The sequence below is a fragment of the Streptomyces tanashiensis genome (genome assembly GCF_014648895.1).
In the GTDB taxonomy this organism is placed as follows: Bacteria; Actinomycetota; Actinomycetes; order Streptomycetales; family Streptomycetaceae; genus Streptomyces; species Streptomyces tanashiensis.
Genome location: NZ_BMRZ01000003.1, coordinates 43,784 through 64,963 on the forward strand (window position 1 = coordinate 43,784; position 21,180 = coordinate 64,963).

Annotated in this window: 19 protein-coding genes; 14 read left to right on the top strand and 5 right to left on the bottom strand. The window is 73.4% G+C overall.

Features of this window, described 5'->3' with window-relative positions:
• Positions 1–236: 236 nt before the first annotated feature.
• Positions 237–1,157, bottom strand: a complete 921-nt coding sequence (locus IE237_RS10875; protein WP_189801702.1) for a sugar phosphate isomerase/epimerase family protein — start codon at positions 1,155–1,157, stop codon at positions 237–239.
• Positions 1,158–1,327: 170 nt separating this feature from the next.
• Here IE237_RS10875 and iolC point away from each other — a divergent pair, with 170 nt between their 5' ends.
• Genes iolC through mmsA form a run of 4 tightly spaced genes read left to right on the top strand, consistent with a single transcriptional unit; the run spans position 1,328 to position 6,474 of the window.
• Positions 1,328–2,275, top strand: a complete 948-nt coding sequence (iolC, locus tag IE237_RS10880) for a 5-dehydro-2-deoxygluconokinase (RefSeq protein WP_189802529.1) — start codon at positions 1,328–1,330, stop codon at positions 2,273–2,275.
• 10 nt (positions 2,276–2,285) lie between these two features.
• Positions 2,286–3,110: a 5-deoxy-glucuronate isomerase gene (gene iolB / locus IE237_RS10885; protein WP_189801703.1), complete on the top strand. Its 825-nt coding sequence runs from the start codon at positions 2,286–2,288 to the stop codon at positions 3,108–3,110.
• A complete protein-coding gene (iolD, locus tag IE237_RS10890; protein WP_189801704.1) occupies positions 3,107–4,957 on the top strand; it encodes a 3D-(3,5/4)-trihydroxycyclohexane-1,2-dione acylhydrolase (decyclizing) in 1,851 nt (616 codons plus the stop codon). The genes iolB and iolD overlap by 4 nt, the downstream gene beginning before the upstream one ends.
• A gap of 14 nt (positions 4,958–4,971) precedes the next feature.
• Positions 4,972–6,474, top strand: coding sequence for a CoA-acylating methylmalonate-semialdehyde dehydrogenase (gene mmsA / locus IE237_RS10895; protein WP_189801705.1), 1,503 nt, complete (start codon positions 4,972–4,974; stop codon positions 6,472–6,474).
• A gap of 56 nt (positions 6,475–6,530) precedes the next feature.
• Here mmsA and IE237_RS10900 read toward each other — a convergent pair whose 3' ends face one another.
• Positions 6,531–6,962, bottom strand: a complete 432-nt coding sequence (locus IE237_RS10900) for a GNAT family N-acetyltransferase (RefSeq protein WP_189802530.1) — start codon at positions 6,960–6,962, stop codon at positions 6,531–6,533.
• A 164-nt stretch (positions 6,963–7,126) separates the two neighbouring features.
• Between IE237_RS10900 and IE237_RS10905 the strand changes: the two genes are divergently transcribed.
• Positions 7,127–9,796, top strand: a complete 2,670-nt coding sequence (locus IE237_RS10905) for a CocE/NonD family hydrolase (protein WP_189801706.1) — start codon at positions 7,127–7,129, stop codon at positions 9,794–9,796.
• Positions 9,793–10,659 (top strand): ABC transporter permease, encoded by an 867-nt coding sequence (locus IE237_RS10910; protein WP_189801707.1) that lies wholly within the window; start codon positions 9,793–9,795, stop codon positions 10,657–10,659. Before IE237_RS10905 ends, IE237_RS10910 begins: the two co-directional genes overlap by 4 nt.
• A gap of 18 nt (positions 10,660–10,677) precedes the next feature.
• Here the strand turns inward: IE237_RS10910 and IE237_RS10915 are convergent, their stop codons facing one another.
• The gene (locus IE237_RS10915) at positions 10,678–11,397 is read right to left on the bottom strand and encodes a helix-turn-helix domain-containing protein (protein WP_189801708.1); all 720 of its coding nucleotides are present in this window, start codon (positions 11,395–11,397) and stop codon (positions 10,678–10,680) included.
• A gap of 215 nt (positions 11,398–11,612) precedes the next feature.
• Between IE237_RS10915 and IE237_RS10920 the strand changes: the two genes are divergently transcribed.
• The 4 genes from IE237_RS10920 to IE237_RS10935 all read left to right on the top strand — a co-directional run bounded on the left by IE237_RS10920 (position 11,613) and on the right by IE237_RS10935 (position 17,254).
• Entirely contained in the window at positions 11,613–13,214 is a 1,602-nt protein-coding gene (locus IE237_RS10920; protein WP_189801709.1) for a vWA domain-containing protein, read from the top strand.
• A gap of 33 nt (positions 13,215–13,247) precedes the next feature.
• On the top strand, positions 13,248–13,742 hold the full coding sequence (locus IE237_RS10925; protein WP_189801710.1) for an anthrone oxygenase family protein: 495 nt from the start codon (positions 13,248–13,250) through the stop codon (positions 13,740–13,742).
• A gap of 322 nt (positions 13,743–14,064) precedes the next feature.
• Complete coding sequence (locus tag IE237_RS10930; protein ID WP_189801711.1) at positions 14,065–14,991, top strand: AfsR/SARP family transcriptional regulator; 927 nt, start codon at positions 14,065–14,067, stop codon at positions 14,989–14,991.
• Between the two features lie 235 nt (positions 14,992–15,226).
• A complete protein-coding gene (locus IE237_RS10935; RefSeq protein WP_189801712.1) occupies positions 15,227–17,254 on the top strand; it encodes a helix-turn-helix domain-containing protein in 2,028 nt (675 codons plus the stop codon).
• 28 nt (positions 17,255–17,282) lie between these two features.
• Here IE237_RS10935 and IE237_RS10940 read toward each other — a convergent pair whose 3' ends face one another.
• On the bottom strand, positions 17,283–18,500 hold the full coding sequence (locus IE237_RS10940) for an IS701 family transposase (protein ID WP_435855755.1): 1,218 nt from the start codon (positions 18,498–18,500) through the stop codon (positions 17,283–17,285).
• Between the two features lie 466 nt (positions 18,501–18,966).
• Between IE237_RS10940 and crcB (IE237_RS10945) the strand changes: the two genes are divergently transcribed.
• Together crcB (IE237_RS10945) and crcB (IE237_RS10950) are read left to right on the top strand one after the other, a co-directional pair.
• Positions 18,967–19,383: a fluoride efflux transporter CrcB gene (gene crcB / locus IE237_RS10945; RefSeq protein ID WP_189801714.1), complete on the top strand. Its 417-nt coding sequence runs from the start codon at positions 18,967–18,969 to the stop codon at positions 19,381–19,383.
• On the top strand, positions 19,380–19,736 hold the full coding sequence (crcB, locus tag IE237_RS10950; RefSeq protein ID WP_189801715.1) for a fluoride efflux transporter CrcB: 357 nt from the start codon (positions 19,380–19,382) through the stop codon (positions 19,734–19,736). The genes crcB (IE237_RS10945) and crcB (IE237_RS10950) overlap by 4 nt, the downstream gene beginning before the upstream one ends.
• Positions 19,737–19,744: 8 nt before the next feature.
• Here crcB (IE237_RS10950) and pucL read toward each other — a convergent pair whose 3' ends face one another.
• On the bottom strand, positions 19,745–20,662 hold the full coding sequence (gene pucL, locus IE237_RS10955) for a factor-independent urate hydroxylase (protein WP_189801716.1): 918 nt from the start codon (positions 20,660–20,662) through the stop codon (positions 19,745–19,747).
• A 273-nt stretch (positions 20,663–20,935) separates the two neighbouring features.
• Between pucL and IE237_RS10960 the strand changes: the two genes are divergently transcribed.
• A complete protein-coding gene (locus tag IE237_RS10960; RefSeq protein ID WP_189801717.1) occupies positions 20,936–21,091 on the top strand; it encodes a hypothetical protein in 156 nt (51 codons plus the stop codon).
• Positions 21,088–21,177, top strand: a complete 90-nt coding sequence (kdpF, locus tag IE237_RS10965; RefSeq protein WP_063785316.1) for a K(+)-transporting ATPase subunit F — start codon at positions 21,088–21,090, stop codon at positions 21,175–21,177. Before IE237_RS10960 ends, kdpF begins: the two co-directional genes overlap by 4 nt.
• Positions 21,178–21,180: the final 3 nt, after the last annotated feature.

Sequence of the window (21,180 nt, forward strand, 5' to 3'; positions counted from 1 at the left end):
GCGGGGGTGCCGTTCGGGGGCGCTGCGGGCGGGCGGTTGCGATCAAGCGATCAATCAGCCTGTGCCCGCTGCAACGCCGCTCCCGACAGGAGGGGAGCGGCTGTCGAACGCCTGTGACGCAAAGCCCGCGAAACAGAGACGAACGTGACGGCGGAGGGACCCGTGTGACGGAAGCGGCACACGCGCCCACCGGTGTGTCCGCGTGCGTCACCCCTGGTCAGGGCGGTATGTGCCGCTCACACACCGCACGAGCGGAGAAAGCCCCGGGTCCGCAGGGCGATCGGGTACGGGGCGTCCGGGTCGCACGGGTACATGTCCTGCTCGACGATCGCGAACAGGTCCACGTCCAGGGCCGACGCGGCGGCGAGCACCGGTTCGAGCGCGGGCACCCCGGACGGCGGCTCGCACATCACGCCCCGCGCCACGGCGGGACCGAACGGCACCCCCTCGGCCACCACGCCCGCCAGGACCTCCGGGTCGACCTGCTTGAGGTGGAGGTAGCCGATCCGCTCCCCGTACGTCTCGATCAGCTTGACGCTGTCCCCGCCGGCGTACGCGTAGTGCCCGGTGTCCAGGCAGAGCGCGACCGCCTCCGGATCCGTGGCGTCGAGGAAGCGCGTCACGCTCTCCTCGCCGTCGATGTGGGTGTCGGCATGCGGGTGGACCACGATCCGCAGCCCGTACCGCTCGCGCACCTCCCGGCCCAGACGCTCCGTCAGCCGGGTCAGGTCCCGCCACTGCCCCGCGGTGAGCTCGGGCTCCTCCAGCACCTCGCCCGTCCGGTCGTCCCGCCAGAACGACGGGATGACGACCAGATGGCCCGCGCCCACCGCCTGCGCGAGGGCGGCGTTCTCCGCGACGTGCGCCCAGGTCCGGTCCCAGACGCCGGGGCCGTGGTGCAGGCCGGTGAAGACCGTCGCCGCCGAGACCCGCAGGCCGCGCCGCGCGGTCTCCTCCGCGAGGACGGCCGGATCGGTGGGCAGATAGCCGTACGGGCCGAGCTCGATCCACGGGTAGCCGGCGCCCGACACCTCGTCGAGGAAACGCTGCCACGGCACCTGCCGGGGATCGTCGGGGAACCACACCCCCCACGAGTCGGGGGCGGAGCCGATACGGATGCGGGACGGTGGCGACGGCTGCGGCGACGGCTTCGTCATGACTGCCACCTTGGCCGCGGCCCGAGAGCACCGTCAAGCGGTCCGGTCGTCCGAATGTCCGGACATATCGTTGACACGCCTCCGGGCGGACGACTAGACCTGGGTGCGGAGCCGAGGGCGGCCGAGCCGAGAGGTGGCGCGTGGAGACGGAGCCGTACGACCTGATCGCCATGGGGCGCCTCGGCGTGGACCTGTACCCGCTGCAGACCGGTGTCGGACTCGACCGCGTCGAGACCTTCCGCAAGTTCCTCGGCGGCTCCGCGGCCAACGTGGCCGTCGCCGCGGCCCGCCTCGGCCGCCGCACCGCGCTGATCTCCCGCACCGGCGCCGACCCCTTCGGCGGCTACCTGCGCCGCGAGCTCAAGGGCTTCGACGTGGACGACCGCTGGGTGACCGAGGTCGCCGAGCACCCCACCCCCGTCACCTTCTGCGCGCTCTTCCCGCCCGACGACTTCCCGCTGTACTTCTACCGCCGCCCGTGCGCCCCCGACCTGGAGATCCGGTCGCACGAACTGGACCTCGACGCCATCCGCGCCGCCCGGGTCTTCTGGGCGACCGGCACCGGCCTGTGCGCCGAACCCAGCCGCACCGCGACCCTGGAGGCGCTGCGCGCCCGGTCCGGCCGGGGGACGACGGTCCTCGACCTGGACTGGCGGCCGATGTTCTGGGCGGACCCGGCGGCGGCCCGCCCCCACTACGACGAGGCGCTGCGGCACGCGACCGTCGCCGTCGGCAACCTCGACGAGTGCGAGGTCGCCACCGGGGAACGGGAGCCGGAGGCCGCCGCCCGCGCCCTCCTCGCGACCGGCGCGGTCCGCCTCGCCGTCGTCAAACAGGGCCCCGCGGGCGTCCTCGCGCTCGCCGCCGACGGGACCCGCGCCGAGGTGCCGCCGCTGCCGGTCGAGGTCGTCAACGGGCTGGGCGCGGGCGACGCGTTCGGCGGGGCACTCGTCCACGGCCTGCTCGCCGGCCGGGACCTCGGCACCGTCCTGCGCCACGCCAACGCCGCCGGGGCGATCGTCGCGGGCCGCCTCGCCTGCTCCTCCGCCATGCCGGACGGCGCGGAGATCGCCGAAGCCCTCGCAGCGGGCACGGGAACGATCCCGGAGAAGGGGTAGGGATCGGCTCATGAGCCCTGACCGACCCGCCTCCCTCCATCTGCCCGCCGGGACCGCCGCCCGCGGCCCGTACACGGTCGACATCGACCCCGGGCGGGCCGGATGGACGTACTCCGCGCTCCGGGTCCTCACCCTCGGACCGGGGGAGATCCACTCCTTCGAGAGCGGGGATTCCGAATGGGCCGTGCTTCCCCTCTCCGGTGCCTGTAGCGTGCGCGTCGACGGCGAGATCCTCGAACTCCTGGGCCGCACGAGCGTGTTCGAAGGGGTGACCGACTTCGCCTACGTGCCCCGCGACGCCCACGCCCAGATCGCCTCCGGCGCGGGAGGCCGCTTCGCTTTGGCAGGAGCGAAGTGCGAGCGACGACTCCCCGCCCGCTACGGCCCCGCGCCGGAGGTTCCCGTCGAGACCCGCGGCGGCGGCAACCGCACCCGCCTGGTGCGGAACTTCGCCTCGGCCGACGCCTTCGCCTGCGACCGGCTCATCGCCGTCGAGGTCGTCACCCCCGGCGGGAACTGGTCCTCCTACCCGCCGCACAAGCACGACGAGCACCGTCCGGGCACCGAGTCCGTCCTGGAGGAGATCTACTACTACGAGATCGCCGGCCCGGGCGCCCTCGGCTACCAGCGGATCTCGCCCTCCCGGCCCGGCGGTGCCGAGCTCCTCGCCGAGGTCCGCGACGGCGACGCGGTCCTCGTCCCCGACGGCTGGCACGGGCCCTCGATCGCCCAGCCGGGGCACGACCTCTACTACCTCAACGTCATGGCGGGTCCCGGACCCGAAAGGGAGTGGAAGATCTGCTTCCACCCGGACCACACGGAGGGATACGCATGAGGCTCACCGTCGCCCAGGCCCTCGTCCGCTTCCTCGCCGCCCAGTACACCGAGCGCGACGGCGAACGCCACCGGCTGATCGCCGCCACCTGGGGCATCTTCGGGCACGGAAACGTCGCCGGGATCGGCCAGGCGCTGGTCGAGGAGAAGCACATGCCCTTCCACCAGGGCCGCAACGAACAGGCCATGGTGCACGCCGCCGTCGGCTACGCCCGCCAGCGCAACCGGCTCTCCACGCACGCCGTCACCACCTCCATCGGCCCCGGCGCCACCAACCTCGTCACCGGCGCCGCCCTCGCCACCATCAACCACCTCCCGGTCCTGCTCCTGCCCGGCGACACCTTCGCGACCCGCCCCGCCGACCCCGTCCTCCAGCAGCTCCAGGTCCCCTACGCGGGCGACGTGTCCGTCAACGACTGCCTCCGCCCGGTGTCGCGGTACTTCGACCGGGTGACCCGGCCCGAGGCCCTGATCCCCGCCGCCCTCGCCGCCGCCCGCGTCCTCGCCGACCCCGCCGAGACCGGCGCCGTGACCCTTGCCCTGCCCCAGGACGTCCAGGCCGAGGCGTACGACTGGCCGGAGGAGTTCTTCGCCGAGCGGACCTGGCACGTCCGCCGCCCCCGCCCCGACGCCGCCGAACTCGACGCCGCCGTCCGGGCCGTGCGCGCCGCCGAGCGCCCGCTGATCATCGCGGGCGGCGGGGTGCGGCACAGCCGCGCCGAGGACGCGCTGCGCGAGCTGGCCGAACGCACCGGCCTGCCCGTCGCCACCACCCAGGCCGGCAAGGGCGTCCTCCCGTACGACCACCCCTGCGACGTCGGCGGCATCGGCCACACCGGCACCGCCACCGCCGACACCCTCGCCCGCACCAGCGACCTGATCATCGGCGTCGGCACCCGCCACACCGACTTCACCACCGCCTCGGGCACCCTCTACCGCCCCGACACGCCCGTCCTCAACCTCAACATCACCGGCTTCGACGCCCACAAGCAGGCCGCGCTGCCCCTCGTCGCCGACGCCCGCGAGGGCCTCACCGCCCTCACCGAGGCGCTCGGCGACCACCGGCGGACGACGGCCGACTGGTCCCGCTCGAAGGCCGACTGGCAGCGGCGGACCGACGCCGCGTACGCCGTCCCCGACGAGGACGCCCGCCCCACCCAGACCCAGGTCCTCGGCGTACTCGACACTCTGGTCGACACGCGCGACATTCTGATCAACGCCGCCGGCTCGCTCCCCGGCGACCTCCACAAGCTGTGGCGGACCCGCTCCTCCGACCAGTACCACGTCGAGTACGGCTACTCCTGCATGGGCTACGAGATCCCCGCCGCGATCGGCGTCCTCCTCGCCGCGCCCGGCCGGCCCGTCTGGGCGCTCGTCGGCGACGGTACATACCTGATGAATCCCACCGAGATCGTCACCGCCGTACAGGAACGCCTCCCCCTGAAGCTGGTCATCCTGCAGAACCACGGATACGCCTCCATCGGCGGTCTCTCCGAGGCGGTCGGCGCCGAGCGGTACGGCACCGACTACCGCCGGCGGGCCGACGACGGCAGCTTCACCGGACCGCCGCTCCCCGTGGACCTCGGCACCAACGCCGCCTCCCTCGGCATGCGGGTACTGCGCCCCCGCACCGTGCGTGACCTGCGAGAAGCCCTCGCGGACGCCCGGGCGGCCACGGATCCCACATGTGTCTACGTCGAGACCGAAACGGCAGACAGTGTGTCGGGCCCGCCTCCGGCCCAGGCGTGGTGGGATGTGCCCGTGGCCGAGACGTCGACCCGCCCGTCGGCGGTCAAGGCCCGCGAGGAGTACGACCGGCACGTCACCGCCCGACGCCGCCATCTCTGAAGGAGTAACTCGTCATGACGAAGACCGTCCACCACTGGATCGGTGGCAAGACCGTCGAGGGCACGTCGGGGAACTGGGGCCCGGTCACCGACCCGGCCACCGGCGCCGTCACCACGCAGGTCGCGCTCGCCTCCGTCGACGAGGTCGACGCCGCCGTCGCCGCCGCGAAGGACGCCTTCGCGACCTGGGGCACCTCCTCGCTCGCCCAGCGCACCACGATCCTCTTCAAGTTCCGCGCGCTGCTCGACGCCAACCGTGACGCGATCGCCGAGCTGATCGTCGCCGAGCACGGCAAGGTCCACTCGGACGCCCTCGGCGAGGTCGCCCGCGGCCTGGAGATCGTCGACCTGGCCTGCGGCATCACCACCCAGCTCAAGGGCGAGCTCTCCACCCAGGTGTCGAACCGCGTGGACGTGGCGTCGATCCGCCAGCCCGTCGGCGTCGTCGCCGGCATCACGCCCTTCAACTTCCCGGCCATGGTGCCGATGTGGATGTTCCCGATCGCCATCGCGACCGGCAACACCTTCATCCTCAAGCCGAGCGAGAAGGACCCGTCGCCGTCCCTGAAGATCGCCGAGCTGCTCGCCGAGGCGGGCCTCCCGGACGGCGTCTTCAACGTCCTGCACGGCGACAAGGCGGCCGTCGACCGCCTCCTGGAGCACCCGGACGTCTCCGCGATCTCCTTCGTCGGCTCGACCCCGATCGCCCGGTACATCCACACCACCGCCTCCGCCAACGGCAAGCGCGTCCAGGCGCTCGGCGGCGCGAAGAACCACATGCTGGTCCTCCCGGACGCCGACCTCGACGCCGCGGCCGACGCGGCCGTCTCGGCGGCCTACGGCTCCGCCGGCGAGCGCTGCATGGCGATCTCCGCGGTCGTGGCCGTCGGCTCCGTCGGCGACGAGCTCGTCCAGAAGATCCGCGAGCGCGCCGAGAAGATCAAGATCGGCCCCGGCACCGACCCCACCTCCGAGATGGGCCCGCTCATCACGGCCGTCCACCGCGACAAGGTCGCCTCCTACGTCCACGGCGCGGCCGCCGAGGGCTGCGAGGTCGTCCTCGACGGCACCGGCTACACCGTCGAGGGCCACGAGAACGGCCACTGGATCGGCCTGTCCCTCCTGGACCACGTGCCGACCTCGGCCAAGGCCTACCAGGACGAGATCTTCGGCCCGGTGCTCTGCGTGCTGCGCGCCGAGACGTACGAGGAGGGCCTCGCCCTCATCAACGCCTCGCCGTTCGGCAACGGCACCGCGATCTTCACCCGCGACGGCGGCGCCGCCCGCCGCTTCCAGCTGGAGGTCGAGGCCGGCATGGTCGGCGTGAACGTGCCGATCCCGGTGCCGGTGGGCTACCACTCCTTCGGTGGCTGGAAGGACTCGCTCTTCGGCGACCACCACATCTACGGCAACGACGGCGTGCACTTCTACACCCGCGGCAAGGTCGTCACGACCCGCTGGCCGGACCCGTCCGAGGCCCCCGCGGGCGTCGACCTGGGCTTCCCGCGCAACCACTGACCCACCTGATCCACGTCCGATGTCCCCGGGGCGCGCTCCCCGGGGACATCGGGCGTTCAGCCGCGGACCTCGTCGCCGGCGAGCGGCCAGCCGTGCATCGCGAACACGCCCTCGTCGACCGAGCCCGCCGAGCGGTAGGTGGCCAGGGCGGGGGCGTTGTCGGTGTCGACACCGACCCACGCGCCGTAGCAGCCGCGCTCCCGCGCCTCCGCGAGCAGCGCCTCCGTCAGCGCCCGCCCGATCCCGCGCCGCCGGTGGGACTCGTCCACCGACAGCTCGTACAGGCACATCTCCGCCCCCTTGTCGGGGTGCAGCATCTCGATCCCGGAGACGAAACCGGCCGGGACACCGTCCTCCGCGTACGCGATCAGCATGAGGTGGCCGGGGGACGCCAGGAAGCGGGCCGCCCAGTCCTCGCGGGGCGGGCCGTCGTACAGGTGCTCCGCCGCCAGCAGGTCCGCCACCGTCGTCGCCCGCCGGATCTCCACGCCGTCTCCCCGCTCCACCCGGTCTCCGTTCTCCACGCCGCCTCCCTCGTCTCCGCGTACCGCGCCCGCTGTACGCGGACCGTACTGCGTACGACCTGAGGAGGCCGCCGATTTCCGCCCGTGGGCAGCCGTGCCCCGCGGCGCCGCCGCTTAGGCTCGACGCCATGCGACTCCGACTTCCCCGGTGGGCCGCGGTCACCGCCGCGCTCGCCGTCCTCGCGGGTGCCGGCACGTGGACCGCCGTCGCCCAGGACGATCCACCGCCCGTGCACCGCGCGGACCGGATGCTCGACGTCGACGGGGTACGGCTCGACACCTCGTACTTCACCGGCGCCGGAGACGGCCGGCGCCCCGCCGTCCTCCTCGGCCACGGCTTCGGCGGCTCCAAGGACGACGTCCGCGCCCAGGCCGAGGACCTCGCCCGCGAGGGCTACGCCGTGCTCACCTGGTCCGCCCGCGGCTTCGGCGCCTCCACCGGCGAGATCGGCCTCAACGACCCCGACCACGAGGTCGCGGACGTGCGGAAGCTGATCGACTGGCTCGCGGCCCGCCCCGAGGTCCTCCTCGACAAGGCCGGCGACCCGCGCGTCGGCGTCACCGGCGCCTCCTACGGCGGCGCGATCTCCCTGCTCGCCGCCGGACACGACCCGCGGGTCGACGCGATCGCCCCCCAGATCACCTACTGGAACCTCGCCGACGCCCTCTTCCCCAACGGCGTCTTCAAGAAGCTCTGGGCCGGGATCTTCTTCTCCACGGGCGAGTCCTCCCCGGGCGACTCCTCCCCGGGCGGGCGTCCCGGCGGCGCCTCCGCCGGGGACGGCTGCGGCCGGTTCACCGCCGAGCTGTGCTCCCTCTACCAGCGCGTCGCCGTCGCGGGGAAGCCCGACGCGGCCGCCCGCGCCCTCCTCGAAGCCCGCAGCCCCTCCGCCGTCGGCGCCCGCGTCAAGGTGCCCGCGCTCCTCGTCCAGGGCCAGTCCGACTCGCTCTTCACCCTCGCCCAGTCCGACGCGATGGCCCGCACCCTCACGGCCAACGGCGCCCCCGTCGCGGTCGACTGGATCGCCGGCGGCCACGACGGCGGCGACCGCGAGACCGAGCGCGTCGAACGGCGCATCGCCACCTGGTTCGACCGCTGGCTGAAGCGCGACACCTCCGTCGACACCGGCCCCGCCTTCCGCGTCAGCCGCACCGGCGGCGTCGACTCCACCGACGGGCAGGCCACCCTGCGCGCCGCGACCGCCGACCGCTACCCGGGGCTCACCTCCGGCACCACGGACCTCGCCCTCGGCGGGTCCCCGCAGACCTTCACCAACCCGCCGGGCGCCGCACCGCCCGCCGTCTCCGCCGTCCCCGGCCTCGGCGGGGGGCTCTCCGGACTCTCCTCCCTCGGCGTCGGCCTCTCCCTCGACTTCCCCGGCCAGCACGCCCGGTTCGACGCGAAGCCGGGGACCGAGACCCTGCGGATCACCGGCACCCCGACCGTCCGCGTCAAGGTCGCCTCCACCGCCGCCGACGGGTCCGCCGTCCTCTTCGCCAAGGTCTACGACGTCGGGCCCGACGGACGGCAGCAGGTGCTGCCCGCGCAGCTCGTCACCCCCGTCCGCGTCGACGGAGCCAAGGCCGGGAGGAGCGTCACGCTGACCCTGCCCGCGATCGACCACGAGGTGGAGGCCGGGCACCGGCTGCGGCTCGTCGTCGCCGCCACCGACCTCGGCTACGCCTCCCCGGCCGTCCCCGCCCGCTACACCGTCGCCGTCGAGGGCCCGCTCACCGTGCCCACCGCCCCCGGCCTCTCCACCCAGGCCGCCGCCCTGCCCTGGTGGGTGTGGGGCCTGCCGCTCCTCGGCCTCGCCGGTGCCGCCGCGCTGCTGCTCACCGCCCGGCGCAGGACGGCCGCCCCCGCCCCCGACCCGGAACTCGCGGCCGTACCCCTCCAGATCACCGGCCTGTCGAAGAAGTACAAGGGCGGTGAGCGGTACAGCGTCCGGGACGTCTCCTTCCGCGTCGAGCAGGGCCAGGTCCTCGGCCTCCTGGGGCCGAACGGCGCGGGCAAGACCACCACCCTGCGCATGCTGATGGGCCTCATCACGCCCGACGAGGGCGAGATCCGGGTCTTCGGCCAGGCCATCAGGCCGGGCGCCCCGGTGCTCTCCCGGGTCGGCGCCTTCGTCGAGGGCGCCGGATTCCTGCCGCACCTGTCGGGCCGGGAGAACCTGGACCTGTACTGGAAGGCCACCGGCCGTCCCGCCGAGGACGCGCACGTCGACGAGGCCCTGCGGATCGCGAACCTGGGCAGCGCCCTCGAACGGGCCGTCCGCACCTACTCGCAGGGCATGCGGCAGCGCCTCGCCCTCGCCCAGGCCATGCTCGGCCTGCCCGACCTGCTGATCCTGGACGAGCCCACCAACGGACTCGACCCGCCGCAGATCCGCGAGATGCGCGAGGTGATGATCCGGTACGCGGCCGGCGGCCGGACCGTCATCGTCTCCAGCCACCTCCTCGCCGAGGTCGAGCAGTCCTGCACCCATCTGGTCGTCATGGACCGGGGGCAGCTCGTCCAGGCCGGGCCGGTCGCCGAGATCACCGGCTCCGGCGACACCCTGCTGGTGAGCCTGGCCGGGGAGATCGACGACGCACTCGTCGCGAAGATCGACGCCCTGTCCGGGATCGGCGCGGCGACCCGCGCCGACGGGGGGCTCCTGGTCCGCCTCGACGGCATCGACCCGACCGCCCTCATCGGCGAACTCGTCCGCCTGGACGTCCCCCTGACCGGCGTCGGCCCCCACCGGCGTCTGGAGGACGCGTTCCTGACCCTGATCGGAGGCGCCGCGTGACCGCCACGGCCACCCCGCCCACGAGTGCCCCCGGCTACCGTCCCGGACGCACCCTGCCCCTGCGCGTCGAGGCGCTCCGCCAGTGGAAGCGGCGACGCACCCTGGTCATGGGCGGCATCCTCGTCGCCCTGCCGTTCGTCCTGATCGCCGCCTTCGCGATCGGCGGCTCCGGCGACGGCGACCGCAACGGCCGCATCACCCTCATGGACACGGCGACGGCCTCCGGCGCCAACTTCGCGGCGACCTGCCTCTTCGTCTCGGCCGGCTTCCTCCTCGTCATCCCGGTGGCGCTGTTCTGCGGGGACACCGTCGCCTCCGAGGCGAGCTGGTCCTCCCTGCGGTACCTGCTCGCCGCGCCCGTCCCGCGCTCCCGGCTCCTCGCCTCCAAGCTCACGGTCGCCCTCGCCTACAGCGCGGCCGCGATGGTCCTCCTCCCGCTCATCGCCCTGGTCGCGGGCACGGTCGCCTACGGCTGGGGGCCGCTCCGGCTGCCGACGGGCGGCTCGGTGCCCGCCGGGGACGCCCTGCTCAGGATCGGGATCGCCGTCGTCTTCGTCTTCGCCTCCCAACTGGTCACCGCCGGCCTCGCCTTCTGGCTCTCCACCCGCACCGACGCCCCGCTCGGCGCGGTGGGCGGCGCCGTCGGCCTGACCATCGTCGGCAACGTCCTGGACGCCGTCACGGCGCTCGGCGACTGGCGCGACTTCCTGCCCGCGCACTGGCAGTTCGCCTGGATCGACGCGCTCCAGCCCCAGCTGGAGTGGGGCGGCATGGTGAAGGGCACGGCGATCTCCGTGACGTACGCCCTGGTCCTCTTCGCGCTGGCCTTCCGCGGCTTCGCCCGCAAGGACATCGTGTCGTAACGCCGGGCCGCGAGGCCGTCACAACCACCCCCTCCGAGCCGCTTCCGCACCCGCGCGGAAGCGGCTCGTCGTGCCCAGGGCCGCCATCAGCTCGCCCACCCGGCGGCTGTACGTCCGCGCGGACATGCCGAGCCGGGCGGCGGCCGTCTCGTCCGTGACCCCCGACAGGAGGGCGTCGAGCACCGGGCGCAGCTGAGGCGGCAGATCGCGGGGCGGTGGCGGGGGAGGCACCGCGTACGTCAGCTCCTCGGCCGCGGCCCAGCAGGCGTGATGCGTCCGGACCAGGGTCTGCACCACGACCGGGTCGCGGATCAGCAGCAGCCCGTTGTACAGCAGCTCCAGATCGAGCGGGACCGCGGCGACCGTCCGGTCGACGACGATCATCTTGAACGGGATGGCCTCCGCGAGGCGGGCCCGGCCGGGCATCCGGAGCCCCCCTTCGAGCCGGGGCAGCGCGTGCCGCGGGACGATCCGTCTGACCTCCTCGGCCCGTTCGCCCGCGGCCCGCATGCACGCTCCCGCCAGCTCCAGGAACGGCTCGGGGATCGCGCAGCCCGCGGACGCGACCGGGTCGTCGAAGGTCAGCAGCTCGTGCCGGGTGGAGGCGGCCAGCCCGGCGAGTGCCGCACTGATGCGCCGCGCACCCCGGACCGGCCGCCCGGCGGGCCGCTGTCCCTCGGTCGCGGCCCGGTTCATCGCCGAACGGGCGAGCATCACGGAGCCCGCGCTCTCTGCCACCGCTGACCACCCCCGCCCGATCGATGTCCACTCCATGTACGCATGTGACTGCACACGGTGACAACCCCTGTTGAGAAGGATGGCGAATCCATGCCACCCCGGTTCACCCCTGTCGCCGTTGCCGCATCGAGATCCATCCGCAACTCCTTCGACTGCTCCCCGCGGGCCTCTCGTTCGTCACATTCACAAGTGCCCTACGAAGAGGGGGAGATGAGATGGAACGAAACGACAGACCGACCGGGCGGCGGCGCGGGGCCCGGTTCCCGGCCGTGGTCGCGGCTCTGCTCGCGGCCGGCCTGGCCGTCGGCGGCTGCGGCGCGAGCGGCGACGGGAGCAATGCCGACAGGAGCGGCGTCCGGGCGCCCAAGGGGGGCGGCGCGGTCCCCGACGGCGCGCGCACCGGGACCGCCGCGCCCCAGGAGGGCGAGCAGCGCTCCCCGTCGCCGGCGCCCGACTACCTGTCCACCTTCGCCCTGGACGTCGACACCGCCTCGTACGGCTACGCCCGCCGCACCCTGGCCGAGGGGCGGCTGCCCGAACCCTCGACCGTGCGCCCCGAGGAGTTCGTCAACAGCTTCCGTCCCGACTATCCGCGCCCGGCGGACAACGGCTTCAGCGTGACCCTCGACGGGGCCCGCGCCGGGCGGGACGGCTGGTCGCTGGTCCGGGTCGGGCTCGCCACCCGGGGCGCGGACCGCACCGCCGAACGCCCGCCCGCCGCCCTCACCTTCGTCGTCGACGTCTCCGGCTCGATGGACGAGCCGGGCCGGCTCGACCTGGTCAAGGAGTCCCTGGGGCTGCTCGCCGACCAGCTCCGCGACGACGACTCGATCGCGCTCGTCACCTTCAGCGACGAGGCCGAGACCAGGCTGCCGATGACCCGTGTCGGGGACGCCCGCGGGCGGATCCGCGAGGTCGTCGACTCGCTCGCGACGAGCTCGTCCACCAATGTGGAGGCGGGCGTCCGCACCGGTTACGACGTCGCCGTCGAAGGCCACCGGAAGGGCGCCACGAACCGGGTGGTGCTGCTCTCCGACGCGCTCGCCAACACGGGCTCCACGGAGGCGGAGGCGATTCTCGCGCGCATCGACGAGGAGCGCAGGGAGTACGGGATCACGCTCTTCGGTGTCGGTGTCGGCAGCGAGTTCGGCGACGCGTTCATGGAGAAGCTCGCCGACAAGGGCGACGGGCAGACGACGTACGTCTCCAACTCGGCGCAGGCCCGGAAGGTCTTCGTCGACCAGTTGCCCGCCCATGTCGAGCTGCGTGCCCGTGACGCCAAGGCGCAGGTCGCCTTCGACCGGCGGACCGTCGAGAAGTTCCGCCTCATCGGGTACGAGAACCGGGAGGTCGCCGACGAGGACTTCCGGAACGACCGGGTGGACGGCGGCGAGATCGGGGCCGGTCACACCGTCACCGCGCTCTACGCGGTCAGGACCAGGGCCGGGGCGAGCGGACCGGTCGCGACGGCGACGGTCCGCTGGCTCGACCCGGCCACCCGGGCCCCGCACGAGCGCTCCGGCACGGTCGGGACGGCCGCGCTGACCGGCGACATCTGGGGCGACGGCCACGACAGCCTGCAGCTGACGGCGATCACGGCCTACTTCGCGGACGCCCTGCGCGGGGGCGGTCTGCCCGGCGCCCCGGAGCTGCCGTGGCTCGCGGACCGCGCCGGGGCGATCGCCGACCGGTCGGGTTCGGCGGTGGTCCGCGAGCTGGCCGACGCCGTCCGTCAGGCCTCCGGGCTGCTCGGTCCGGGGGAGGGCGGAAACCCCTCGGGCGAGGGCGAGTTGAGGTCGGGTGACCCGTACAGCTGACGGGTGGGGCGGGCGGCGGGCCACAATGGCCGCATGGCCACCCTGCTGCTCGCCCTCGCCGTCGGTTGCACCGGGCTCTACGCCGGTTTCATGCTGATCTTCCAGACCGGGATCATGCCCGCGCTGGCCCGTCTGACGGACCCCGAGTTCGTCACGGCGATGCGCCGGATCAACGAGTACGTGCCGAGGCCCGTGTTCCTCGCGGTCTTCCTCGGCGTGATCGCGTTCCCCGCGGCCGCCTTCTTCGTCCCCCAGGACGGGCGCACGGACACCCAGAAGTGGCTGGTCCTCGCGGGGCTCGTCTGCGCGGTCCTCAACCATGCGGTGACCATCGGCGGGAACATCCCGCTCAACACGGCCCTCGCGGCGCCCGAGACGGCGCCGGCGGGCGACCCGGCGGGCGACCCGTCGGTGGTCCGGTCCGCCTTCGAGAAGCGCTGGAACGGCTTCCATCGCGTGCGCACGGCCCTGATCGTTCTCGCGTTCGGGCTGCTCACCGCCGCCGCCGTGCTCCCGGAGGGGGCCTGAAACCCCCTGAAAGGCCCTGAAAGAACCGTACCCCCCGGCCGGTTTCTGGCGTGATCTCGCGCGTGTCACCCCTCCCCGCATCTGCAAGGACCCTGCGAAAGCGTACCTCCGAGTCCGGAAACCATCTTTCGGCATGCACAAGATCTACGCCAGTGACGAAATCCTGACGGCTAGAAACACGGACAAACGGGGTGAATCACCACGATAACCGAGGGTGTCATTCCGTACCCTCCGGTTTCTTATTGACATGCCTACGGGGGTCTTTTCTAATCATCGAGAGTCATCCCGCGCGCAGACACCGCACAGGCACTGAGGGGGCAAGGTGGACGTCCGGATTCTGGGGGGACTGTCGGTCCGTGAGAACGGGGTGTCGATCACCCCGACGGCGGCCGCACCCCGGCAACTGCTCGCCCTGCTCACGGCCAGCGCCGACCAGGTCGTCCCCGTGACGGTCCTGACCGAGGAGCTCTGGCCGTCCGGCGCACCGCGCGGCGCCCGCGCCGAACTGCAGGCCCACATAGCGGAGCTGCGGAACCTCATCGCGGCCGCCCTGCGGGGCGCCGCCCCGGCGGAGCCGCGGCCCGGCTGGTCGGACCGCCGCAGCGCCGACGCGATCCTCGTCTCCCAGCCCGGCGGCTACCGGCTCGACACCGGCGGCGGCGTCAACGACGTCTGGCAGTTCGAGCGCGCGGCCGGCGCGGGCTACCGCGCCATGGAGGCCGGCGATCTGTCCCGGGCCGCGCTCCGGCTCGGCGAGGCGCTCGCCCTGTGGCGCGGCGAACCCTACGCGGGCGTCGCCGCGGGACCCCGCCTCCGCCGGGAGATCGAGCGCCTCGAAACCTCCCGGCTCAGCGTCCTCGACCAGTGGGTGGAAGCCCAGTTGGGCCTCGGCCGGCACGCCGAACTCGTCTCCGAACTCACCGGACTCGTCGCCCGCTACCGCACCAACGAACCCCTCCACGCCCACCTCATGGTCGCCCTGCTGCGCTGCGGACAGCACGACGAGGCCCTCATCGTGTACGAGCGGCTGCGCGTGGCCCTCAAGAGCGAGAGCGGCATGGAACCCTCGGCGCGGCTCCGCCGGCTCCAGCGCTCGGTCCTCGCCGTCCGGGACTCGGCCGGCCGGCCCGCGTACGCCCCGCGCATCCCCGTGCAGTACAGCCCCGTCCCGTACGTCCCCGCCCAGTACGCCCCGGAGCGGTACGGTCCCGCGCGCCCCCGGCTCGTCCCGGCGGGCTCCGTCGGCTGACCGCCCGCCGGCTGACCGCCCGCCGGATCCGGCGGCCGACGGGCAGCCGTCGGACAGCCGTCGGGCCGTGGTCCGGCGACCACGCGGCGGCCGTCCGGCGGAGTGATCACCGCCACGGGGAATGAAGTGCGGCAACTCACCGTTGACCGACTCCCGAAGCCGAATTATTTTCGGCGAGCAGTACGGGTTTCCTCCCAGGTGCCCGATTTATCGCTCAACTACGGGGGCAGGGGCCATGACGATGGACGGCGCGGACGGAGCCGGTGGTGCCGACGCGCTGCTCACGGTCCTCGAACTACTCGCCCGGCAGGCCCCGCCCGCCCGCTTCGACAGCCTCGTCGACGAGGCCCGGCGCACCGGACTGACCGGCGAGGAACTCGACCGCCTGGAGCGGGCCGTGAGACTCGCCGGCGAGATCCACACCGGACGCGCCCGCGACGCCCGCCGCGAGGCCGGACTCACCACCCTCACCGACACCGCCCGCGACCTCACCCTCTCCTACGACCTCGACAGCCTGCTCCGCGTCATCACCCGCCGCGCCCGGCGGCTCCTCGGCGCCGACCTCGCGTACGTCACCCTGCGCGGCCCGCACGGCGCCTGCTACGTCCACACCACCGAAGGGTCCCGCGCCGCGACCGGCCCCGGCCCGCGCCTCACCCCCGGACTCCGGATCGCCGAGGGCTACGGACTCGGCGGCGCCGTCCAGCTCCACGGCGAACCCGTCTGGACCGCCGACTACCTCGCCGACGAACGCTTCGCCCCCTCAGGCTCCCTCGACGCCGGCGTCCACGCCCCGGCCTTCGACGAGTCCGCCGAGTCCGCCCTGCGCTCCGAGGGACTCCACGCGATCGTCGCCGCGCCGCTGCGCAGCGGGGACACCGTCATCGGCGCCCTCCACGGGGCGGACCGGCGCGTCCGCCACCACACCCCGGAGGAGATCGCGCTCCTCGCGGGGCTCGCCGACCTCGCCGCCCTCGCCGTCGAGAAGGCCGGCCTCCTCGACCGCACCCGGGCCGAGGTCTCCGAACTGGAGCGCGACAGCTCCCGGGTGCGCACCAGCCTCACCCGGATGCGGCACGTCAGCGAGGCCCACGGCCGCATCATGAACCTCGTCCTCGCCGGCGGCGACCTGCCCAACGTGGCCAAGGCGGCCGCCGACGCCCTCGACGCCACCGTGCTGATCCGCGACCCCGGCGGCCGTCCCCTCGCCGCCGCCGGAGACATACCCGGCCTCGACGAGGACGCCGTCGCCAAGGCCTCCCTCGACGCCCACGCCCGCCGCCGCCCGGTCCTCGCCGACGACGACACCTGGGTCGCACCGGTCATCGCCGGTTCCGAGGACCTCGGCGGGCTCGTCATCCGCGCCGCCGGCGGACTCACCGGCGAGGACGAACGCCTCCTCGAACTCGCCGCCCAGTCCGTCGCCTTCCTCCTCCTGATGCGCCGCTCCACGGCCGTCGCCGAAGGACCCGTCCGCGACGAACTCCTCGACGACCTCATCGCCGACCCGCCGCACGCACCGCAGCAGATCGCCCAGCGGGCCCGCCGCCTCGGCGTCGACCTGCGCAAACCCCACGTCCTCGTGCTCGCCCGCCCCGAGGGCGGCGAGCAGGGCCGGGCGGTCGTGTGGGCGTCCTCGTACGCGTACCGCCTCTCCGGCCTCAAGACCGTGCAGGGCGGCTGCATCGTGCTGCTGCTCCCCGGCATCGACGCCTCGGAGGCCGCCAAGGCCGTCGCCGCCGAACTGTCCCCGCTGCTCGGGCACCCCGTCTCCGTCGCCGCCGCCGGACCCGCCCAGAGCCCGGACGGCATCGGACGGATCCACCAGGAGGCCGGCCGCTGCCTGGACGCGATGAGCGCGCTCGGCGGCACCGGATCGGCCGCCTCCGTGCAGGACCTCGGCTTCCTCGGACTGCTGCTCTCCGACGACAACGACGTCGACGGCTTCGTCGAGGCGGCGATCGGACCCGTACTGGACTACGACGCCGAGCGGTTCACCGACCTCACCCACACCCTGGAGGCGTACTTCGCCTCGGGCGGCAGCCCCACGAACGCGGCCGAGGCGCTCCACGTCCACCCCAACACGGTCTCCCGCCGGCTGGAACGGATCGGCGAACTCCTCGGCCCCGAATGGCAGAAGCCCGGCCAGGTCCTGGAGGTCCAGCTGGCGCTGCGCCTCCAGCGCACCCGGGAGGTCCTGGCCCGCGGACGCGCGACGGCGGACCCGGCCCGGCAGCCGGGCCCGCCCGAGCGCAGTACGTGACCGACGGAACCCGCCGGCCGGCCGGGGATCAGCTCGCCGAGCGCCCCGCGCCGTAGCCCGTCCCGTACGCCGCGTCCCAGCCGCCGGCCATGACCGTCGCCGCGTGGGCCGCCGAGGCCAGCGTGATGTGACGGTGCCAGCCACGGAACGAACGGCCCACGAAGTCCCGCAGCCCCGCCCCCTCGCCGACCTCCGCGAAGTCCCGCTCCACCCGGCGGGCGAGCTTCGTGATCCGCACCAGCGAACCCACCGGAGAGCCCGTCAGATCGCTGATCCACACCCGGGCCGGGGCCCGGCGCGGGTCGTCCCACTCACCGAGCAGCACGAGCGGACGCATCCGCTCCCCGCCCGGCGAGGGCAGCGCCACCCGGACGGCCGTCGCCAGCGAGGTCCGCGAGGTCCGCGCCCCCGCCACCGTGTCCACCCAGCTCACCGGCCTGCGCAGTCCCTTGAGCGACTCCAGGATCTGCACGGCGGACAGCGGGCCGGCTCCGAAGCCCGGCAGCGAACGGTCGGCGATCGCCAGCCGGGAGCCCGGGTTGATCCGCGCCACCACCGGCACGCCCGCCCCGGCGAGCCGCGTCAGGGCAGCCCGCCCCGCACCGCCCCGGATGTCGAGCAGCACCGGCTTGCGGGTGACGTCGGACCAGCGGGCGGTGTCGAGCGCCGCCGCGACCGCGCACTCCTCCAGGGTCTCCTCACCGGCCTCCTGGGGGACCTCCGCGCGGTCACGCCGCGTGCGGTCGTTCACCCAGGGATCCGGCAGGAAGAGCCGCCAGTTGACGGGCACGCTCAGCTCGTCGCTCGCGAACCACACCCCGAACGCCTGCTGCCCGTGGAAGACCTGGCCGCGCTCCGGGTCGAAACGCCGGTCCACGCCCACCGAGTGCTCCCCGGCCTTCGGGATCGGCATCGGCCGCACCACCCACGCCTGCGGGCAGCTGTTCCGCTCCAGGTACCGGGCCAGCGCGGCCCGCATGGGCTGCCAGTCCCAGGTGGAGCTGGACACGAAGTGGTGCAGGCTCTGCTCGGCCGCCGGCCCGCCGATCTGGGCGGCGATGTTACGGATCGACTTGCGGCCCTGCGCCGTGAGCAGACCGTGCAGATACTGCTCGGCCTTCAGGCGCTGATCGCGGCGCGGGAAGCCGGAGAACAGCGCGGCACACAGCTCGGCGTAGACGTCCTCGCGCGAATCGGCCGCGCCGCCGGAGGACCTGACGACGCCCAGGGGCACGGCCGGGGACACGGCCCCGGTGGCGGTCCTGCGCTTGGTTGCGACGGATGTACTCACGACACTCCTGCCCGAAGGTTGCGCAGCTCCCTCCCGCTGCTCCACCACCCTCACCCGCCCCCGCCCACCGGGACGAGGTGTACCCGGCACCCGAATCGGCCGCCGGATGGTGGCCCGGCCACCTCCCGCCGTGTCTCCGCAGGTCAGAGCCGTCTCCGCCACCCCGTCACAGACCCCTGTCATGGCATCCCGGAATACCCCGGCCCCGCCCCGCCCATACCCCGAGGGGGGATCTGACAGACTCGCCGGCCGGGCTTTGACCCGTCGCACGGAGTGGCCGGACCATCGCAGAGCGAGGCTGCACGGGCCGGACCGCGGTTAATGCCCCAGGCCGGGGACCGCGCCTGTGCGCCTCGCCTTCACCCCGCCACGGGCGCCGCCCCGCGGTCTCCCGCGTGCCCCGCTCTCGTAACCTGGGCGCATGGGGCTGCGCAAGGAACTGCCGGTCGTCGCGGTGGTCGCCGTCGGCGGCTCCCTCGGCGCGGCCGCGCGCTACGGCGCCGGGCTCGCCTGGCCCACCCCCGACGGAGCCTTCCCCTGGACGGTGTTCACCGTCAACGCGAGCGGCTGCGCGGTGCTCGGCGTCCTCATGGTGCTCCTCACCGAGACCACGACCGCCCCGCACCCGCTGCTGCGGCCCTTCCTCGGCACCGGCTTCTGCGGCGGGTTCACCACCTTCTCCACGTACAGCCTCGACACCCAGCGGCTGTTGAGCGCGGGCGACACGGCGCGGGGCCTCCTCTACCTGGGCGGGACCCTGGTCACCGCCCTCGCCGCCGTGTGGGCGGGGGTCACCGCCGCCCGGCTGCTCGTGAGCGGCCGGGGGAGACACGCGTGAACTGGCTGCTCGTCGTGGCCGGGGCCGCCGTCGGCGCCCCCCTGCGCTATCTCACCGACCGCGCCGTGCAGGCCCGTCACCACCCGGTCTTCCCCTGGGGGACCTTCGTCGTCAACGTCGCGGGATCGTTCGTCCTCGGTCTCCTGACCGGCGTCTCCTCCGCGCAGGCGCACCTGCTGCTCGGCACGGGCCTGTGCGGGGCGCTGACGACGTACTCCACCTTCTCGTACGAGACGTTCCGGCTGTACGAGAACGGCGCGAAGGGCTACGCGGCCCTGAACGCGGCCGGAAGCCTGGCCGCCGGACTCGGAGCCGTCTGGCTGGGAGTGGAGGCGGCGGCCGGGCTCCGCTGACCTGCGGCTCAGGCGGTGATCCAGTCGCTGGTCGCGATCACCGGCTGGACGCCGTCACGGTGGATGGTGCCCTCGATCAGGCCGTACATCCGGTCCGCCGCGAAGTACACCTCGTTGTCGTTCTTCAGCCCGAACGGCTCCAGGTCCACCAGGAAGTGGTGCTTGTTCGGCAGGTTGAGCCGGACCTCGTTGACCGTGGAGACGTGGTCCAGGACCCGGTCCGCCATCGCGTGCAGGGTCTGCTGGAGGGAGTAGCTGTACGTCTCCGCGAACGCCTCCAGCATGTGGCGCCGCACCTTCGCGTACGAGGCGTCCCAGTCGTGCTCCGCGTTCGCCGCGGCCGGGGCCGAGTTCGCCCAGCGGGCGGTCACCTTGGTGGCCAGGATCCGGTCGTACGCCTCCTGGAGCGTCGTGTACCTGTCCTTGATGAAGCCGTGGAACTCGGAGTTGGTCGAGTTCATCACCGTCAGCTCCTTGAGGCCCGAGAGGACCTGGAGCCCGGTGTTCTCCGAGTAGGTGATCTGCGCGGTGCGGACCTCCTGCCCCTTGCGCGCGAAGGAGTGCTGCTCCTTGCGCGAGGGCACCGAGATCCGCTCCCAGGCGTACTCCTCGATCCGGATCTGCGCCTCGTGGATCACCGCCTGGGAGCCGACGAAGTGCTGCGCGAGGAGGATGCCGAAGGCCTCGGGGGAGTCGACGCCGTGCTCCTTGGCGAAGGCGTAGACCGTGTTCTTGGTGGTGTCGGTCGGCAGGCAGTTGCCGTTGTCGCCGGTCAGATGGACGTCGCGGTACTCACCGCGCAGCGCCACCGACACGTTCAGGTCGCGGATCTCGTGCCACGAGCCGTCGTTGCCCTTGCGGGTGACCGTGACGATGCGGTTCTCGGCCTTGCCGTACTGGTTCTGGGCCAGGACGTGCTTGCTCATGTGCTGCTCAGCTCCTGCGGGTACGTGGATACGGATATCCCGTACGCCCGGCGTCCAGCCCCCTCCGTCGTCCTGGAGGTGCGCTCCCCGCCGTCCGGCCCGTGAACGGCGGACCGCCCCGGGACTGACGAGCATCCCGGTCCGTAGGTTCGGCTCGAAGATATGTGCGTTCCCGGTGGCTGGCAATGGGGGAGGGCCGCGGGAGCCCGGACGTACGGGAACCGTCAAGACGGACATGGGCGGCGTTAGGGGCACGTCAACGGAGGCGGCGAGGTGGCCGAAAGGCGATTTCCTCGTCTCGTCCGAGAATCCGTTCTTCCTTCTTCCTGCATCCGGGAGCTCACGATGGCCGACGTGGCCTTCGTCGTCACCACGATCGCGGTCTTCGCGCTGGTGGCCTTCATCGCCAAGGGGGTGGCCAAGCTGTGAACGCCGAGAACATCGTCGGTCTGATCGTGGCCGTCGCCCTGCTGGGCTATCTCGTCCTCGCCCTCGTCAAGCCGGAGAGGTTCTGAGCA

Bases quoted from the DNA above. Each gene is read 5' to 3' on its own strand.
- pucL (WP_189801716.1), bottom strand. From the start codon at position 20,662: ATGAGCAAGCACGTCCTGGCCCAGAACCAGTACGGCAAGGCCGAGAAC.
- crcB (WP_189801714.1), top strand. From the start codon at position 18,967: ATGGGGCTGCGCAAGGAACTGCCGGTCGTCGCGGTGGTCGCCGTCGGC.
- IE237_RS10925 (WP_189801710.1), top strand. From the start codon at position 13,248: ATGGCCACCCTGCTGCTCGCCCTCGCCGTCGGTTGCACCGGGCTCTAC.
- IE237_RS10905 (WP_189801706.1), top strand. From the start codon at position 7,127: ATGCGACTCCGACTTCCCCGGTGGGCCGCGGTCACCGCCGCGCTCGCC.
- iolB (WP_189801703.1), top strand. From the start codon at position 2,286: ATGAGCCCTGACCGACCCGCCTCCCTCCATCTGCCCGCCGGGACCGCC.
- IE237_RS10935 (WP_189801712.1), top strand. From the start codon at position 15,227: ATGACGATGGACGGCGCGGACGGAGCCGGTGGTGCCGACGCGCTGCTC.
- IE237_RS10875 (WP_189801702.1), bottom strand. From the start codon at position 1,157: ATGACGAAGCCGTCGCCGCAGCCGTCGCCACCGTCCCGCATCCGTATC.
- IE237_RS10920 (WP_189801709.1), top strand. From the start codon at position 11,613: ATGGAACGAAACGACAGACCGACCGGGCGGCGGCGCGGGGCCCGGTTC.
- iolD (WP_189801704.1), top strand. From the start codon at position 3,107: ATGAGGCTCACCGTCGCCCAGGCCCTCGTCCGCTTCCTCGCCGCCCAG.
- iolC (WP_189802529.1), top strand. From the start codon at position 1,328: ATGGGGCGCCTCGGCGTGGACCTGTACCCGCTGCAGACCGGTGTCGGA.
- mmsA (WP_189801705.1), top strand. From the start codon at position 4,972: ATGACGAAGACCGTCCACCACTGGATCGGTGGCAAGACCGTCGAGGGC.